We start from the raw sequence: 16818 nt of genomic DNA, 5'->3' as shown, positions 1-16818 counted from the left end.
TTTTTAGCTTTCGACCGCCGCTCTAGGCGGATACGAAAGAGAAGCAATTTTTATAAGTTGAGGAGACATTCAGATGAGCTGGCAACCGGCCGCAGACCGTTATTCGAAAATGAAATATAACCGCACGGGCCGTTCCGGCCTGAAGCTGCCGGCTGTCTCGCTCGGCCTTTGGCATAATTTCGGCGGCGACACGCCGCATGACCGCAAAATCGATATGTGCCGCACGGCCTTCGACCTCGGCATCACCCATTTCGACCTCGCCAACAATTACGGCCCGCCTCCCGGCAGCGCCGAGACCGCCTTCGGCGAAATCATGCGCACCGAATTCGTCGGGCTTCGCGACGAGCTGATCATCTCCTCCAAGGCCGGCTACGACATGTGGCCCGGCCCTTACGGCGAATGGGGCAGCCGCAAGTATCTGATCGCCTCCTGCGACCAGAGCCTGAAGCGGATGGGCCTCGACTATGTCGACATCTTCTATTCACACCGCTTCGACCCGGAAACACCGCTGGAAGAGACCTGCGGCGCTCTCGACCATATCGCCCGTTCCGGCCGGGCACTCTATGTCGGCATTTCCTCCTATAATTCGCAGCGCTCGCGAGAAGCCGCCGCAATCCTCAAGGAGCTCGGTACGCCGTGCCTGATCCACCAGCCGAGCTATTCGATGCTCAACCGCTGGGTGGAGGATGACAGGCTGCTCGATACGCTGGATGAGGTCGGCATGGGCTCGATCGTGTTCTCGCCGCTTGCCCAGGGCATGCTGACGACGAAATATCTCGGTGGCATTCCGGAAGACAGCCGCGCGGCGCAGAACCACTTTCTCAAGCGCGACTACATCCGCCCCTCGATCATCGACAATATCCGCAAGCTCAACGAGATCGCCGAAAGACGCGGTCAGACGCTGGCGCAGATGGCGATCGCCTGGGTACTGCGCGGCGGCCGTGTGACTTCGGCGCTGATCGGCGCAAGCCGCTCGTCGCAGATCGTCGATTGCGTCAAGGCGCTCGACAATCTCGAATTCAGCGTCGAGGAGCTTGCAGAGATCGATGTCTATGCCCGCGAGGCCGACATCAACCTCTGGGCCAAGTCCGCCGAACGCGAATAGTCATCTCAGGCCCGGAGGCAAGTCTTCCGGGCCTTTTTCTGCTATAATCTGATGTACGTACAGCAAAGCACCGCCGGTCGGAGGAGACCCTGTCATGATCCGCAATCCCATCCTGCCCGGGTTCAATCCCGATCCGTCGATCTGCCGCGTTGGCGCGGATTATTACATCGCCACCTCGACCTTCGAATGGTACCCCGGCGTGCAGATCCACCATTCGCGTGACCTGGCGAACTGGACGCTGGTGCGCCGGCCGCTGGAGCGGAGATCGCAGCTCGACATGCGCGGCAATCCCGATAGCTGCGGCATCTGGGCGCCGTGCCTGTCCTATGCCGACGGGCAGTTCTGGCTGGTCTATACCGACGTCAAGCGCTACGACGGCAATTTCAAGGATGCGCCGAACTACATCGTCACGGCACCCACGATCGAGGCCGAATGGTCCGAGCCGGTCTATGTCAATTCCTCCGGCTTCGATCCCTCGCTGTTCCACGACGATGACGGCCGGAAATGGTTCGTCAACATGCAGTGGAACCACCGCACCGAAAGCTATGGCGGCTCGCCGAAATCGCCGGCCTTCGACGGCATCCTGCTGCAGGAATGGGATCCGGTGGCAAAGGCGCTGAAGGGGCCGATCAAGAACATCTTCGCCGGCAGCCCGCTCGGCCTCGTCGAAGGCCCGCATCTCTTCAAGCGCAACGGCTGGTATTATCTGACCACCGCCGAAGGCGGCACCGGCTACGACCATGCCGTCACCATGGCGCGGTCGCGTGATATCGACGGACCCTATGAGATGCATCCGAACATGCATCTCATCACCTCCAAGGATCATCCGGGCGCAGTGCTGCAACGGGCAGGGCATGGCCAATATGTCGAGACGCCGGAGGGGGAGGCCTATCACACCCATCTATGCGGCCGCCCGCTGCCGCCGAAGCGGCGCTGCACGCTGGGGCGCGAGACATCTTTACAGAAATGCGTCTGGCGCGACGATGACTGGCTCTATCTTGAAAACGGCACCTCAGTGCCCGATGTCGATGTGCCGGGCCTCTTTGGCGCGGTGCCGGTGGAAAAGCCGATGCGCAGCGAATACAGCTTCGATGGCGGCACGCTGCCCGCCGATTTCCAATGGCTGCGCACGCCAGAGCCCGCGCGCATCTTCAACCTGACGGATCGTCCCGGCCATCTGCGCCTGATTGCGCGCGAAAGCATCGGCTCCTGGTTCGAACAGTCGCTGGTTGCCCGCCGCCAGGAGCATCACAGTTTCCGTGCCGAGACCGTGGTCGAATTCTCGCCTGACACCTACCAGCAGGTGGCGGGGCTGACGCATTACTACAACCGCCACAAATTCCACGCCGTCGCCGTGACGCGGCACGAGACACTCGGCCGCTGCGTGACAATCCTCTCTTGCAACGGCGACTACCCGAACGGACGCCTGAGTTTTCCCGCCGAAAGCGGCGTGGCGATTGCCGCCGAAGGTCGTGTCCAGCTCGCCATGGAAATCCGGGAGAACGACCTGCAATTCTTCTGGCAGACCGAAGGCAAGGGCGCCTGGCAACCGATCGGCCCAGTCCTCGATGCCGGCGTGATCTCAGACGAGGGCGGGCGCGGCGAACACGGCTCCTTCACCGGCGCTTTCGCCGGCGTGTTTGCCTTCGATACCTCAGGCCGGGCGAAGGCCGCGGATTTCGACTGGTTCAATTACGACGAGCTGTGAGGGATACCCTTAGTCCCTTTCATCCGCAGCGAGTCACGGAAAGAGCGAGGTGCGGAGGAACGAAAAAAGAAAGCCGGCACAGGGCCGGCTAAGACGAACGCGGCTGAACAGGGATACTGGCCGGTTCCAAGCACTTCGTGACTGAACAATAACTTTCACTACAAGCCGAGGCAGCAAAAAAGGGGCGCAACGAGAACACCCAAGACGGCTCCGCAAAGGGGTGGGCGGCGGGGCGGATACCGGTGCTGGCCTCGGTTCTCTTATCGGGCACGAAGATCACCGGATGATGACATCTGAAACCAGCTGCCGCTTTTCTTTTCGCCGGTGAGGTCGGCTTCCTGGGAAGACCCGATGCCGGCTATCTCACCAGTGGGTCGCCTAAGCCCTCCGGGCCAACTGTGTTAACGGCGCGCGAATGCAGTGTTCATGCGCTTAAGGATGTTAAAGCGTTACAAAGGGACTATATAGCGGGCCGAAGTAACTTCCGAGAATCCGCAAGAGTCCCGCATGGCCCCCATCATTTCCGTTCAGAACCTCACCAAGACCTACTCCAATGGGTTCGAGGCCCTGAAGGGCATCAATCTCGACGTCGAAAAGGGTGAGATTCTTGCGTTGCTCGGGCCGAACGGCGCGGGCAAGACGACACTGATCTCGATCATCTGCGGCATCGCCAATCCAAGCGGCGGCCGGGTGCTGGTCGCCGGCCACGACGTCGTGAAGGATTTCCGCGCCACCCGCGGGATGATCGGGCTGGTGCCGCAGGAGCTGACCACCGATCAGTTCGAGACGGTGTTCAATACAGTCAGCTTTTCGCGCGGGCTGCACGGCAAGAAAGCCGATCCTGCCCATATCGAGAAGGTGCTGCGCGCGCTCTCGCTGTGGGACAAGAAGGACAATATGCTGCGCCAGCTCTCCGGCGGGATGAAGCGGCGCGTGCTGATCGCCAAGGCGCTCTCCCATGAACCGGATATTCTTTTCCTCGACGAGCCGACCGCCGGCGTCGATGTGACGCTGCGCAAGGACATGTGGCATGTCGTCGAAGAGCTTCGGGCCTCCGGCGTCACCATCATCCTGACCACCCATTATATCGAAGAGGCCGAGGAAATCGCCGACCGTGTCGGCGTCATCAACGGCGGCGAGTTGCTGCTCGTCGAGGACAAGGCGGCGTTGATGGCCAAGCTCGGCCGCAAGCAGCTCATCCTCGATCTCACCGAACCGCTCAACCGGCTGCCGGATTGTTTTGCCGGCAACGGGCTGACGCTGGAGGCAGACGGCAACCGGCTGACCTATGATTTCGACACTGACGACGAGCAGGAGAGCATTGCAGCTCTGCTGACCAGGCTCGGCGAGAACAATATCCATTTCAAGGATCTCTCGACGCGGCAAAGCTCGCTCGAGGACATCTTCGTGGCGCTGGTGGGAGCGGAAAAATGAACGTCGAGGCCGTCAAATCGATCTATTTCTTCGAGATGGCGCGCACGCGCCGCACGCTGCTGCAGAGCGTCATCTCGCCCGTCATCTCGACCTCGCTCTATTTCATCGTCTTCGGTGCCGCTGTGGGATCACGCATTCAGGAGGTGGAGGGCGTGTCCTACGGCGCCTTCATCACGCCCGGCCTGATCATGCTGACGCTGCTCGGCCAGTGCATCAGCAACGGCTCTTTCGGCATCTATTTCCCGAAATTCACCGGCACGATCTACGAGGTGCTTTCCGCGCCGGTGGCGATGACGGAGATCCTGCTCGGTTATGTCGGTGCGGCGGCGACCAAGGGCATGATCATCGGCTTCATCATCCTCCTCACCGCCACTCTCTTCGTCGACGTCAGGATCGAGCATCCCTTCATGATGATCCTGTTCTTCCTGTTGACGGCGATCACCTTCAGCCTGTTCGGCTTCATGATCGGCATCTGGGCCGGCAATTTCGAGCAGTTGAACCTCATTCCCATGCTGGTCGTGCCGCCGCTGACCTTCCTCGGCGGCAGCTTCTATTCGGTCAGTATGCTGCCGCCCTTCTGGCAGGCGGTCAGCCACCTCAACCCGGTGCTTTATCTCGTCAGCGGCTTCCGCTGGAGTTTTTACGGGATCGCCGACGTCAACCCGGCGATCAGCCTGGCGATGATCACGGTGTTCCTGGTGATCTGCCTGGGAACCCTCGGCTGGATCTTCAAGACCGGCTACCGGCTGCGGAACTGATCAATCCACGCGAACACGCGCCATCGGAAAACCCGATGACACCATCGGTTTCTTCCGTTTTTCTTCGACTCTGATCCGAGGCATCTGCTGCATCAGCCGAGAAGGAGATGGCAGATGACAGATATCAGGATCGAAGGCGCGAAGATCGTTATTGTTGGCGGCAGTTCCGGAATGGGCCTGGCGCTGGCGAGGCGTTTGCTCGGGGAAGGGGCGGCGGTGACGATCGCCGGACGCAGCGAAGATAAGCTTACGGCGGCCCGTCGCGATCTCGGCGAGCATCCTGGATTGGCGACGGTTGCCGTCGATATATCGCGCGAGGAAGAAGTCGCGGCGCTGTTTTGCAATAGCGGGCCGGTCGATCACATCGTCAGCACGGCGGCCGATATCGAAGGCGCCTATCAGCTGCTGCCGTCGATCGAACTTGCGGCGGCGCAAAGGGTGGTCGAAAGCAAGTTCTACGGGCCGCTGCTGCTGGCGAAATATGGTGCCGTCCATCTGCCGCCCTCAGGATCGATTACCTATACGTCAGGTGTCGCGGCCTACAGGCCGGCGGCGCGTGGATCGGTGGTCGCAGCCGTCAATGCGGCGCTCGAAGGCCTGGTCAGGGCGCTGGCGGTCGAGCTGGCGCCGATCCGGATCAACGCAGTGTCGCCCGGATGGGTGGATACCCCGATCTGGAGCTTCGTCGCCGGCGACGCCAAACAGGCGACACTTGATGCGATGGCGCAGCGCCTGCCGGCCGGACGCGTTGGACGGCCCGATGATATTGCCGATGCGATCCGCTTCCTGATCGGCAACGGATTCACGACAGGCACTATCCTGCATGTCGAAGGCGGGCATCGCCTGGTCTGAGCGGCGAGAGTTCTTCGCTTGCCGATTGCAGCAGGAGGGTAAGCGCCGGCGGCTGCACGCGCCTGCGCCGCCACATCATCACCAGCGAGGCTGCGGGTGGTTTGCCCGGCCATGGCAGTTCGACGATGTTGTCCCGCATTGCCGCCGGGCCGACGGCAATGCGGGGGACGAGGCTAAAGCCGGCGCCGGATGCAACGAGCCGGACGATTGTCGCGATGCTGTCGGCTTCAGTCACGATTGGTGGTGCTGCAATATGTGCTTCGGCAAAGGCAGCGTCGAACAGGTGACGGTAGACGCAGCCGGTTTCGGTGGCGACGAAGGGGGCGGTGCTCAGCGCCGCGAGGCTCTCCGGTGGCCGGGCTTGAAAATCGCGACCGGCAATCAGCACCAGCGGTTCGCTGCAGATGCGGCGCGTCAAGAAGCGCTCATCCTGCTGTCCGCGATCGAAGGTGAAGGCGATGTCGATCGCGCTCTGCTGCAATTGCGCAAGCAATTCGCCGCTGCTGGTGACCTTGAGCTTGAGGCCGACGTCTGGGTTGTCCTTGCGAAACAGTGACAGCCAGGGCGCCAGCCGCCCGGAGGCGATGGTTTCGAGCGTACCCAAGGTGATGGACTGTCCGGCGCTGCCGGCTGCAGCACTGACGGCAGCCTTCGCCTCGTCGTTCAGCGCCAATATCTCTTCGGCATAGGCCTTGAGGACTGCACCTGCGGGTGTCGGGATGACGCCCTGCAGGGAGCGGAGGAAGAGCTCTGCGCCCAATTCCTCTTCCAGCGCCTGTATCTGGTCGCTGAGGCTTGACTGAGCGAGATTGACCTCGGCAGCGGCGCGCGTGAGACTTTCGTGCCGGATCACCGCGAGGAATGATTTCAACTGTCTTGGGTTCATGTCGGGCTCCGGTATGGGCGCAGAAGCGCCTTGACGGCAGGATATCAACAAAGCTGAAGGAGCTGCAACGCAGGAGCATGTGGCGGCGAACTGCTCGTCTTCTGCTGCTGCATATTGCGCCAGTTTTCCGTCAGGCGCTGCTGACGAGAAGGGCGCCGGAGATGATGAGTAGGGTGCCGGCGACGAGCTTTACGATGTCGAGCTCGGAGGCTTCGCCGAGAAAGACGGCGCCGATCGCCAGTGTCACCAGCACGTTGCAGCTCCAGATTGGGGCGAGTTTCGAGACCGGGACACCATAAGTGAAAAGCGCAAAGCTGATGAGGCCGGTGCCGACGGCAAAGCAGGCGCCTGATGTAGCGGCAAAGCCGAGACCTTCGGCGGTCCAGGGGGCGGGGCGCCAGATCAAGGCGGCGATCAGGCCGGCGAGCGCGCAGGTAGCGCCGAAGGCGATCAGGTAGACGGCCGAGCCGGTGGCAGCCGTGGCGCTCTGCTTCTGGAAGATGGCGGTAATGCCCCAGAACAGGGCGGGCAGAACGCCGCCGATAACGATCGGCCAGAGTGAATTCATTGCGAAGCTCCTGTCGCACCCATGGGTCAAGGCCTCGCTGCGGGCGAAGGCCGGCCGAACTGTGGTGCCACCAGACTACAGCGCCGCGCGTCTTTTCAGACGCGCAAAGGACGCTGTAGCACTTTGAATTGTTGCATAATTCCTTAAATCGATTCCGATTTAAGGAATTATGCGGCAGGAGTTTCTTTTTGCTCTTTGTAGTCTTGTTGTTGCCCTTGAAAGTGACAGATCCGACCGTTGCCGTAAAGGCGCCTGCAGCGGCAGCGGATCATGAGCGCTGCGAGGCTAATCGCGCATGCGGAGTTCGTCGGTCTGCATCTGCAGCGAGCCCAGCGTTTCCAGGAAGCTCATGCCGAGCAGGCTCTGGTCGAGCCGGCCGTCCTCGGCGACGCTGGCTGCGACATTGTTGCGGACGATCGGGCCGATCGCCACCTGGTCGAGGGTGACGGGTGCTGCACGGCCGCGGCCGTTGGCTGTCATGATAGTCATGGAATAGGTGAGGCGGGAGAGATCGATGCCGATCCGTTCGGCATCTTCGCGCGACAGCGCCACCATGCTGGCGCCGGTATCGACGAGCATCTCGATCGTCTGGCCATTGACCGCGACATCGGCTTCGAAATGGCCGTTCAGCAGCTTGTGCAGAATGATCTCCTGGCCGCCCTCGCTTGTCGTGACGACGACTGCGCGGCCCGGAACGAGGCCGGCGAGCAGCCTGTTGCCGACGCCGAGCGCTTCCTGGCGATAGAGATAGACGGTTACGAGCGCCAGGATGATGACCAGCCAGATCATCATCTGGCGCATCGTTTCGCCGACACTGCGCCGGCTCGCCCAGATGCCGGCAGACAGCATCAGTGCGATCGGCAGCAGATAGACGACGCGGCCGAAGTCATCGCTCTGCAGGCCAAGGATGCGGCTGTTGTCACTGTTGAGGATCAGCACGGCAAGGCCGATGCCGATTACGACGAGGAAGACGGTCAAACGAATCATAGAGGCCGCTCCGGCCCGGCGACGAGGCTTGATTTCATATGGTTCGGCACCGTGGCGGAACCTGCAAGCCTTGCCGGCAGCAGCGCCATGATCCGCCTTCGCTCAATGTCGGAATAGCTCGTCCAGCTGCCGATTTCCTGAAGAGTCCGGCCGCAGCCGGAACAAAATCCGGTGGCTGAAACCAGGGAGCAGACGTGAACGCAGGGTGTTTGCATGGAGGATATATCGGAATTTCAAAGAGCGGTGGCAAGGGCGCAAAGGGTGGCGATCTCGCAAATTTGTTGCGTTGCGCCCAAGGTATCGCCGGTGTGACCGGCAAGCTTGCGGCGGATGAAGGCGGTGAAGGCGAGCCCTGCGATGCCGGTGGCGAGCAGGCTTGCGATGAGCGGCCGCAAGCCGAAGGCGGGCCAGATCAGAAGCGCTGCGACAAGGCAGGCTGAGGCGAGCGAAAACTGCATCGCCGCCTCGTCTGGTTGGCCGGTCGAGGCGGCCACGCCGTCGGCCTTTGCCGGCGCCAACCGCTGCCAGTGCCAGGCAATGGCACCGCGGCTGAGGGCCGCGACAGCGGGAATGGCGAGGGCTGCCGCGAGCGGCGAGGAATGGCGGGCGATGGCGGCAAGCGCGGCTGCGCGGATCGCGAAGGAGAGGATCAGCGCTATCGCGCCATAGGTGCCGATCCGGCTGTCTTTCATGATGAGGAGGCTCTGTTCGCGGCTCTTGCCGCCGCCGATGCCGTCGGCCGTATCGGCCAGGCCGTCCTCGTGCAGCGCGCCGGTGACGAGGGCCTGGATGGAAAGCGCGATCAGGGCCGCCATCAGCGGGTCCGCACGCAGCCCCAAAAGGAGGAGGATGGCGAGTGCGGGGACGAAACCGATGACGATGCCGGCGAAGGGAAAGGCGCGCACCAGCCGGCTGAGCCTGCCGTCATAGCCTTTGAACAGCGATTGCGGCATGGGAATGCGGCTGAGGAAGGCGACGGCGCGGGCGGTATCGACCGCATAGTCCTTGATCTTCATTCTGCTTCGTTCTGCCGAAGGTTTCGGCTTATGGTCGCGGCGGCGCTTTTGGAGTTGTTCGCCTCGTCCGCCCGCTTTAAGAGAGTGGCCACCCGCAAAGAAGCTGATTTGCGGGAAAAAAACAAGAATACCCGGATTCATAGGAAAACCGCACAGATGAGCGTTTCAGGCCTGCCGTTCGACGATTTCCGTACCCTGCTCCGTGACCTGCCGGGGCCGGATGCCCGCGCGCTGGTGGCGGCGCGCGAGCGTGACGCGCAGCTGACCAAGCCGCCCGGCGCGCTCGGACGGCTCGAGGAAATCGCCTTCTGGCTTGCTGCCTGGACGGGCCGCACACCTGCCGTCAACCGGCCGCTGGTGGCGATCTTTGCCGGCAATCACGGCGTCACCAGGCAGGGCATCACGCCCTTTCCGCCAACGGTGACGCAACAGATGGTCGAGAATTTTGCAGCCGGCGGTGCTGCAATCAACCAGATCTGTGTCGCCTATGATCTCGGGCTGAAAGTCTTCGATCTGGCCCTCGATTATCCCACCGGCGACATCACCGAGGAGGCAGCGCTTTCCGAGCGCGATTGCGCCGCGACCATGGCCTTCGGCATGGAGGCGATCGCCGGCGGTACCGACCTGCTTTGCATCGGCGAGATGGGCATCGGCAATACGACGATTGCGGCGGCGATCAACTATGCACTCTACGGCGGTTCGGCGCGTGACTGGGTGGGGCCGGGCACCGGCTCGGAAGGCGAGATGCTGGAGCGCAAGATCGCGGCGGTGGAAAAGGCGGTGGCGCTGCATAGCGACCATCTCGACGATCCGCTCGAGATCATGCGCCGGCTTGGCGGCCGCGAGATCGCGGCGATGGCCGGCGCGATCCTTGCTGCGCGCATAGAGCGCATTCCGGTGCTGATCGACGGTTATGTCGCGACCGCAGCGGCGGCGATCCTCAAAGCGGCCAATCCGTCGGCACTCGATCATTGCCTGATCGGCCATGTCTCCGGCGAGCCCGGACATCTGCGCTCGATCGAGATGCTCGGCAAGACGCCGCTTCTGGCGCTCGGCATGCGGCTCGGCGAAGGCACCGGTGCGGCGCTAGCCGCCGGCATCGTCAAGGCGGCCGCCGCCTGCCATTCCGGCATGGCGACCTTCGCCCAGGCAGGCGTGTCGAATAAGCATTAAGGCCGCGGTAGGCGCCGTCGATCCGCACGCGTTCGCTTGCGCGGCCTAAGCGGATTCGGTATTTGCGTATTCGCTCATCAAAAAGGAGACGGCAAAGCCTCTCCCGGTCTGTGATGCAACGGAAAGAGGAGAGGGCATCTTGACGAAGCCTGCGGTGACGAAAGAGACCGGACTTCGGCATTTCATCGCCGCCGCCAGCTATTCCTGGGCGGGCTTCCTGAGGGTGCTGAAAGAGGCAGCCTTCCGCCAGGAACTCGGCTTCTTCGTCGTTTCGATCGCGGCGCTGGCGCTGGTGGGAGCTAGTGCTGGCGAGATCGTCGTCGCGGTGCTTCTGTTTCTCGGGCTCTTTTCGATGGAGGCGATGAATACCGCCGTTGAAGAGGTGATCGACCGGATTTCGCCGGAGATTTCAATCGTCGGCAAACACGCCAAGGATCTCGGCTCCTTCGCGGTGACCTGCATGATCGCCGCCTGCTGCCTCTATCTCGGCTTCGTTCTCGGCAAGCATCTGTTCTTTGGATCCGGATGATTTCACGCTGGATCGGCCGAATGTCATCCGGATCCAAGTCTAAGAATTGAAGCATGATGTTGCCCGAAAACCGCTCACACTTTTCGGCATCATGCTTTCGCTGAATCAGGCAAAACTTTTGCGCTTGCGCGCGACGGCCTGGGCCTCCTCGACGGCCGGCAGGCTCTGGAGCACGCGCCTGGCGGGCAGGATGGCGATAACTTCGGTGCCCTCGCGCAGCTTCGATTTCAGCAGGAACTGTCCGTCATGCTTGGCAAGGATCGCCTGGACGATCGGCAGGCCGAGGCCGGTGCCCTGTTCGGCGCTCTTGATGGCGATCGAGCCTTGGCCGAAGGCCGACAGGACGACGGGAATCTCTTCTTCCGGAATGCCAGGGCCGTTGTCCTTGATCGAGATGTACTGTCCGCCGCCGGCCGTCCAGCCGACCTTGACGTGGATCTCGCCGCCCTGCGGCGTGAACTTGACGGCATTGGAGAGAAGATTGAGCACCACCTGGCGCATCGACTTCTCGTCGGCCCAAATGGCCGGCAGTTGCCGCTCGAACTGGTCCGAAATGGCAATGTTCTTGGCGCGGGCGCGCAGCTGGACCATGCCGATGCAATCTTCGGTGATATCAAGAAGCGAAATCGCCTCCTCGCTCAACTCGTATTTGCCGGCCTCGATGCGCGACAGGTCGAGGATCTCATTAATGAGATCGAGCAGATGCTGGCCTGAACGGTGAATGTCGCCCGCATATTCCTTGTAGGTCGGATTGGCGAGCGGCCCCATGACTTCGGCAGACATCACTTCGGAAAAGCCGAGGATGGCGTTGAGCGGGGTTCTGAGCTCGTGCGACATGGAGGCAAGGAAGCGCGACTTGGCGAGGTTTGCCTCTTCGGCGCGGCGGCGAGCCTCATCCGACATCGACTTCGCCACTTCCAGCTCGGCGATCAGGTCGTCCTTCTCCGATTGGTAGGAAAGGATCCTGAGGTTCGACTTGAAGAGCCGGTCGCTGATATAATTGAAGAAGACGAGGGTGGTGATGAAAAGCCCCGTCAGGCTGATTTCGAGGAGATCGCGCGACAGGCCGCTCTTGGCGGCAAGCGCCAGGACCGCCGGCGAGAAGGCGGCGAGCACGGCGGGCGTCAGCATGAAGTTCGACATCGCCGTGATGGAGAGCGCGATCAGCAGCGTGGCGCCCTTATAAAGAATGAAGCTCGATGGCTCGCAGGTGTCGCAGCCCTGCAGCGCGAAGACGGCCCAGCAGCAGCCGAGCAGGAACTGGCCGGTGAGCAGCAGGCGGCGCCATTTGCGGGCGCTCTCGGCGGTGATCTCCTGCCGGCGCGCCCGCCTTGCAAGCAGGATATTGCCGGCGTGACAGGTGACTGTCAGCAGCGACCAGAAGAGCAATTGCGTATCTTCAGTGAAATAGACGCCAAGCGCGGTGATGATGACGACGAAGAGCGGCATGATCGTCGCGCCCTGCAGCACCGACGCCACATACATGTCGAGCACGTCACGATCGAAGGAGGAATTGGACGCATGACCGGACTGAAGACGTTCGCGCGTCTGCCGCACGGCCTTGGAAACGGCCTTGTTGCGGTGGCTGCGCGACCTGTCGACGATGATCTTGTCGGTCGATGTGCTTACGCCGGTACTCATGTGCACGTTGAAACTTCATCCCAGGGTGGATAAGAGCTTAACCGGCAATTCTTAAGAAGATGTTTGCCATCTTTGCCAAGGATTTGTTTTTTAAGGAGGCAAAAGCGTGACACGGGGCCTGCGCCTGATTCGCGACGGCGTCACCGCTTTTGCCCTGCTGGCGCTCGTGGCGCTGATCGCTGCCAAGCTCAACGATGCAGCAAAAATCGAGCATGCGGGCGCCTTCCATGCTGCCGACGGCGACAGCCTGGTATTGGGAGACGAACGTTTGCGCCTCGAAGGCATCGATGCGCCGGAACTCAACCAGAGCTGCGAGCGGGCGGGGAAGGGCTGGGCCTGCGGGCGGGCGGCGCGCGAGGCGCTGCAGGACATGGTGCTGGCATCGGGAACGCTTTGTCAGGGCAGCCGGCACGACCGCTACGAAAGGCTGCTCGTCGTCTGCCGGAGCGGGGCGGGCGGCGACATCAATGCCGCCATGGTGCGCCGGGGCATGGCCATCTCCTATGGCGATTATGGCAAGGAGGAGGCCGAGGCGAAGGCTGAGAAGGCCGGTCTCTGGGCCGGGACTTTCGAGCGGCCGCGCGATGTGCGCGATCATGCGCGCCAGAGTTCCGGCTTCGATGGCGCCCTGCGCTTCATCGGGCAGATCGTCGGGTGGGAGTAAAGCCATGAGCGACGAAGCCATGCTGGAGACGCTGCGACGGGAGATCGCCTGCTGTCGCATCTGTCGCGACGCACCGGCGAAAGGCCTCGAATACCGGCTGCCGCACGAGCCGCGGCCAGTGGCGGTGATCTCATCGAGCGCGCGCATCCTGATCGCAGGGCAGGCGCCCGGGCTTCGGGTGCATGAGAGCGGCCTGCCATTCGACGATGCATCGGGCGACCGGCTGCGATCATGGCTCGGCGTTGACAGGGCAAGCTTCTATGACCGCGGCCGATTCGCCATCGTGCCGATGGGCTTCTGCTTTCCCGGCTATGATGACAAGGGCGCGGATCTGCCGCCGCGGCGCGAATGCGCGCCGTTCTGGCGGCAAAGAGTGATCTCGGCCATGCCGCAGATCGAACTGGTGCTGGTCATCGGCCAATATGCGCAGGCCTGGCATATGGCCGGTGAAAGACAGGACAATATGACCGAGACGGTGCGAGCGTGGCGCGACAGTCTTCGGTCCGACCGATCGCCGGCGGTGCTGCCGCTTCCGCATCCGAGCTGGCGCAATAGCGGCTGGCTGAAGCGCAATCCCTGGTTCGAGAAAGAATTGCTCCCGATCCTGCAGGAACGGACGAAAATGCTGCTTTCCTGAAACAAAATTCTTTTCGTTGCGCGGAATCGAGTTATACAAAGAAAATAATTCGAAAGGACTGTTGTGCGCATGGATCGCCTCGACCGAAAAATACTGCGTCTTCTGCAAGAAGATTCGACGCTTGCCGTTGCCGATCTCGCCAAGAAAGTGGGTCTCTCGACGACGCCATGCTGGCGGCGCATCCAGAAGATGGAAGAAGACGGTGTCATCAAGCGCCGAGTCGCCATCCTCGATCCGGAGAAGGTCAACACCAAGGTCACCGTCTTCGTGTCGATTCGCACTGCCACCCATTCGATCGAATGGCTGCGCCGCTTTTCCGAAGTGGTCGCCGAATTCCCCGAAGTGGTCGAATTCTACCGGATGAGTGGCGATGTCGACTATCTCCTGCGAGTCGTCGTGCCCGATATCGCCGCCTATGACGCCTTTTATAAGCGGATGATCGCCAAGATCGAGATTCGCGACGTTTCCTCCGCCTTTGCGATGGAGCAGATCAAGTATTCGACGCAACTGCCGCTCGACTACATGATTCTCGACAATGCCAAGTCCAACGAGGATTGAGATCAAGCGTGCGGCCGTGACCGCACGCGACACTGCAAGGGTTCAGCGGGCCTCATATCAGGCGTGAGTCTGCGACCTCGGATATGCCCGTTGGAGGCGACTTGTGACATCCTGGCCGCACCTGGGAATGCCAGTTAGCAAGGCCGAGTTTGGTGATGTGTGGTCCCCCGATTGAAAAAAAGCCTCAAAAATAGCGAAAAAACGCTCAAATCGCCCCTAATTCCTGAAAAAATGAATAGCCTGGTAAGGATTCCGGGGTTATGGTCGATGTAACCAATGGGCGATGTGTCATAATTTTGTCTCATTGGTATCGAATTCAGGACACTATGTTCTAAGCCGCCACCTTGTTTGTGCTTGTTAGCCGGCGGTAGAGTTTATGCGCTTCACCAGCATGTTCGACGGGGGTCGGACGGTGGAGAATTTGACAAATGGGGTGTAGCGTTTGCGGCTTGCGATGGAGGATTTCCGTCGCGAAGCCGTTTGGCGTGTTTTTTCTATAAATATTTGAAATTGTTGTATAAAAATCACGTTGTCGAGGAAAGTAGCCCGTGAGAACCCATCTGGCGTGTATCGAGAATTGCTTGATAGGGCCTTGTATGTGATGACGGTTTGGCGGTTCGATCGATCCGCACGCCGAGATGGCTGTTCAAACTGGGCCGGCTTCAAATCGACTACCCGATCTGAAGCCAGCCCCGATCGACAAAGGAATGGATTGGTAAATGAACATCAGAATGGTTTTGCTTGCATCAGCAGCAGCATTTGCTGCATCGACGCCGGTTCTTGCAGCTGACGCTATCGTTGCTGCCGAGCCGGAACCGGTTGAATATGTTCGCGTCTGCGACGCCTACGGCACCGGCTACTTCTACATCCCGGGCACCGAAACCTGCCTCAAGATCGAAGGCTACATCCGTTTCCAGGTCAACGTTGGCGACCAGCCAGGTGGTGACAACGATTCTGATTGGGATGCAGTAACTCGCGGTCAGGTTCAGTTCACGGCCAAGAGCGACACCGAGTATGGTCCGCTGACCGGCGTCATCGTCATGCAGTTCAATGCTGACAATGCCACCGATCAGGATGCCATCCTCGACTCCGCTTACCTCGACGTCGCGGGCTTCCGCGCCGGTCTGTTCTACAGCTGGTGGGACGATGGTCTCTCCGGTGAAACCGACGACATCGGCTCCGTCGTAACCCTGCACAACTCCCTCCGCTATCAGTACGAAAGCGGCACCTTCTACGCTGGCCTCAGCGTCGATGAACTGGAAGACGGCGTTTACCAGGGTACCGTGGACCCCGTCACCGGCGACTTTACTGCGGACGATGGTCCGAACAATGTCGGCGTTGCCTTCGGCGTTGGCGGCACTGCCGGCGCATTCAGCTACCAGGTCACTGGCGGCTGGGACTTCGACAACGAAGACGGCGCCATCCGTGCGATGGGTACGGTTGAAATCGGTCCCGGCACGCTCGGCCTCGCCGGCGTATACTCTTCCGGCCCGAACTCGTACTACTCTTCGGCTGAATGGGCTGTTGCTGCCGAATACGCTATCAAGGCAACCGACAAGCTCAAGATCACCCCGGCCGTTCAGTACTACGGCAACTACTTCGGCGGTGGCACGGAAGTTCCGGAAGACTTCGACGGTCTCGGCGATGCATGGAAGGTCGGTCTGACGGTTGATTACCAGATCGTCGACAACTTCTACGCCAAGGCTTCGGTTCAGTACCTCGATCCGGATGATGGTGAGGACTCTACTTCGGGCTACTTCCGCCTGCAGCGTTCGTTCTAATCCACTTGGTGGATGCTCCCGGTCTTCGGATCGGGAGCACTACAATCAGTTTCTGATCCGAGTGACCTCCGATCAGCTACGGGGACGGGTCCGGTCTTCCCTGCCGGACCGTCCTTGCAGCGTTTTTAGTGTTGCAGTCTTCAAGGCAGTCGATCACGATGGCCCTTCAGGTGAGCCGAACCGGCGTTGCGTATCGTATGTCGGCATCCCTGCCAGCCTCGTTTCTTGAAGCACCCGGATTTTAATTTTTTCAACGAGTTGGATCGACCGTGCGGACGGCTATCGATCCGTTCTGACCGCCATCCTCGACGCGGCTCGTGCTGGCCTCGGCTTTGGACTTTTACTCGAAAGTGCCTGTGAGGCCGATCTCCAGGCTGGCAAGCTGGTGCGGGTGCTGCCGGACTGGCAGTCGGAGGAGAGCCAGTTCTATATCGTCTTCACGACGGCCAAGGGCATGGCGCCGGCGGTGCGGGTGCTGATCGATTTTCTGGTCGAAAAATCCAGGCAGCATTGACGGCCTC

The 16818-nt window shown here is 61.1% G+C and carries 17 protein-coding genes and 1 pseudogene; 12 read left to right on the top strand and 6 right to left on the bottom strand.

The annotated features are described in order from the left end of the window. The first annotated feature begins 73 nt into the window (after positions 1-73). The 5 genes from mgrA to RWK44_RS07415 all read left to right on the top strand — a co-directional run bounded on the left by mgrA (position 74) and on the right by RWK44_RS07415 (position 5857). A complete protein-coding gene (mgrA, locus tag RWK44_RS07435) occupies positions 74-1105 on the top strand; it encodes an L-glyceraldehyde 3-phosphate reductase (protein ID WP_221943784.1) in 1032 nt (343 codons plus the stop codon). A gap of 94 nt (positions 1106-1199) precedes the next feature. Beyond that, a complete protein-coding gene (locus tag RWK44_RS07430; RefSeq protein ID WP_316028615.1) occupies positions 1200-2813 on the top strand; it encodes a glycoside hydrolase family 43 protein in 1614 nt (537 codons plus the stop codon). A gap of 507 nt (positions 2814-3320) precedes the next feature. Next, on the top strand, positions 3321-4247 hold the full coding sequence (locus RWK44_RS07425) for an ABC transporter ATP-binding protein (protein WP_025394881.1): 927 nt from the start codon (positions 3321-3323) through the stop codon (positions 4245-4247). After that, the gene (locus tag RWK44_RS07420; RefSeq protein ID WP_020050299.1) at positions 4244-5005 is read left to right on the top strand and encodes an ABC transporter permease; all 762 of its coding nucleotides are present in this window, start codon (positions 4244-4246) and stop codon (positions 5003-5005) included. Before RWK44_RS07425 ends, RWK44_RS07420 begins: the two co-directional genes overlap by 4 nt. Positions 5006-5119: 114 nt before the next feature. Further along, positions 5120-5857 (top strand): SDR family oxidoreductase, encoded by a 738-nt coding sequence (locus tag RWK44_RS07415; RefSeq protein WP_131642366.1) that lies wholly within the window; start codon positions 5120-5122, stop codon positions 5855-5857. On the opposite strand, the gene RWK44_RS07410 is transcribed toward RWK44_RS07415, so the two are convergent. The 5 genes from RWK44_RS07410 to RWK44_RS07390 all read right to left on the bottom strand — a co-directional run bounded on the left by RWK44_RS07410 (position 5820) and on the right by RWK44_RS07390 (position 9314). Beyond that, the gene (locus RWK44_RS07410) at positions 5820-6743 is read right to left on the bottom strand and encodes a LysR family transcriptional regulator (protein ID WP_131642367.1); all 924 of its coding nucleotides are present in this window, start codon (positions 6741-6743) and stop codon (positions 5820-5822) included. The two genes, RWK44_RS07415 and RWK44_RS07410, sit on opposite strands and share 38 nt — an antisense overlap. A 130-nt stretch (positions 6744-6873) precedes the next feature. Beyond that, positions 6874-7311, bottom strand: coding sequence for an EamA family transporter (locus RWK44_RS07405; RefSeq protein WP_025394880.1), 438 nt, complete (start codon positions 7309-7311; stop codon positions 6874-6876). 285 nt (positions 7312-7596) lie between these two features. After that, positions 7597-8298 carry a TIGR02281 family clan AA aspartic protease gene (locus tag RWK44_RS07400; protein ID WP_131642368.1) on the bottom strand — a complete coding sequence of 234 codons (702 nt, stop codon included), beginning with the start codon at positions 8296-8298 and terminating at the stop codon, positions 7597-7599. Beyond that, positions 8295-8513, bottom strand: coding sequence for a DUF1289 domain-containing protein (locus RWK44_RS07395; RefSeq protein ID WP_131642369.1), 219 nt, complete (start codon positions 8511-8513; stop codon positions 8295-8297). The genes RWK44_RS07400 and RWK44_RS07395 overlap by 4 nt, the downstream gene beginning before the upstream one ends. 18 nt (positions 8514-8531) lie before the next feature. Next, the gene (locus tag RWK44_RS07390) at positions 8532-9314 is read right to left on the bottom strand and encodes an adenosylcobinamide-GDP ribazoletransferase (protein WP_131664950.1); all 783 of its coding nucleotides are present in this window, start codon (positions 9312-9314) and stop codon (positions 8532-8534) included. A 156-nt stretch (positions 9315-9470) separates the two neighbouring features. On the opposite strand from RWK44_RS07390, the gene cobT reads away from it, so the two are divergent. Together cobT and RWK44_RS07380 are read left to right on the top strand one after the other, a co-directional pair. Continuing rightward, the gene (gene cobT, locus RWK44_RS07385) at positions 9471-10487 is read left to right on the top strand and encodes a nicotinate-nucleotide--dimethylbenzimidazole phosphoribosyltransferase (protein WP_131642371.1); all 1017 of its coding nucleotides are present in this window, start codon (positions 9471-9473) and stop codon (positions 10485-10487) included. A gap of 139 nt (positions 10488-10626) precedes the next feature. Next, positions 10627-11016, top strand: coding sequence for a diacylglycerol kinase (locus tag RWK44_RS07380; RefSeq protein WP_077978392.1), 390 nt, complete (start codon positions 10627-10629; stop codon positions 11014-11016). Positions 11017-11121: 105 nt separating this feature from the next. On the opposite strand, the gene RWK44_RS07375 is transcribed toward RWK44_RS07380, so the two are convergent. Next, positions 11122-12657: a sensor histidine kinase gene (locus RWK44_RS07375; protein WP_221944267.1), complete on the bottom strand. Its 1536-nt coding sequence runs from the start codon at positions 12655-12657 to the stop codon at positions 11122-11124. A gap of 106 nt (positions 12658-12763) precedes the next feature. On the opposite strand from RWK44_RS07375, the gene RWK44_RS07370 reads away from it, so the two are divergent. The 5 genes and pseudogenes from RWK44_RS07370 to RWK44_RS07350 form a co-directional block, all read left to right on the top strand. Then, a complete protein-coding gene (locus RWK44_RS07370; protein ID WP_221943763.1) occupies positions 12764-13321 on the top strand; it encodes a thermonuclease family protein in 558 nt (185 codons plus the stop codon). A 4-nt stretch (positions 13322-13325) separates the two neighbouring features. Next, the gene (locus RWK44_RS07365; RefSeq protein ID WP_025394873.1) at positions 13326-13958 is read left to right on the top strand and encodes a uracil-DNA glycosylase family protein; all 633 of its coding nucleotides are present in this window, start codon (positions 13326-13328) and stop codon (positions 13956-13958) included. Positions 13959-14027: 69 nt separating this feature from the next. After that, a complete protein-coding gene (locus RWK44_RS07360; RefSeq protein WP_003540387.1) occupies positions 14028-14516 on the top strand; it encodes an Lrp/AsnC family transcriptional regulator in 489 nt (162 codons plus the stop codon). Between the two features lie 719 nt (positions 14517-15235). Continuing rightward, positions 15236-16297, top strand: coding sequence for a porin (locus RWK44_RS07355; protein ID WP_221943761.1), 1062 nt, complete (start codon positions 15236-15238; stop codon positions 16295-16297). 292 nt (positions 16298-16589) lie between these two features. Further along, positions 16590-16811, top strand: a pseudogene (locus RWK44_RS07350) (LysR substrate-binding domain-containing protein); the annotation flags it as partial. Between the last annotated feature and the right edge of the window lie 7 nt (positions 16812-16818).

Source organism: Rhizobium sp. 25PS6, assembly GCF_032464655.1.
In the GTDB taxonomy this organism is placed as follows: domain Bacteria; phylum Pseudomonadota; class Alphaproteobacteria; order Rhizobiales; family Rhizobiaceae; genus Rhizobium; species Rhizobium laguerreae.
The sequence above is the reverse complement of the archived record's forward strand: the minus strand, read 5'-3'. Positions and strand labels throughout refer to the sequence as shown.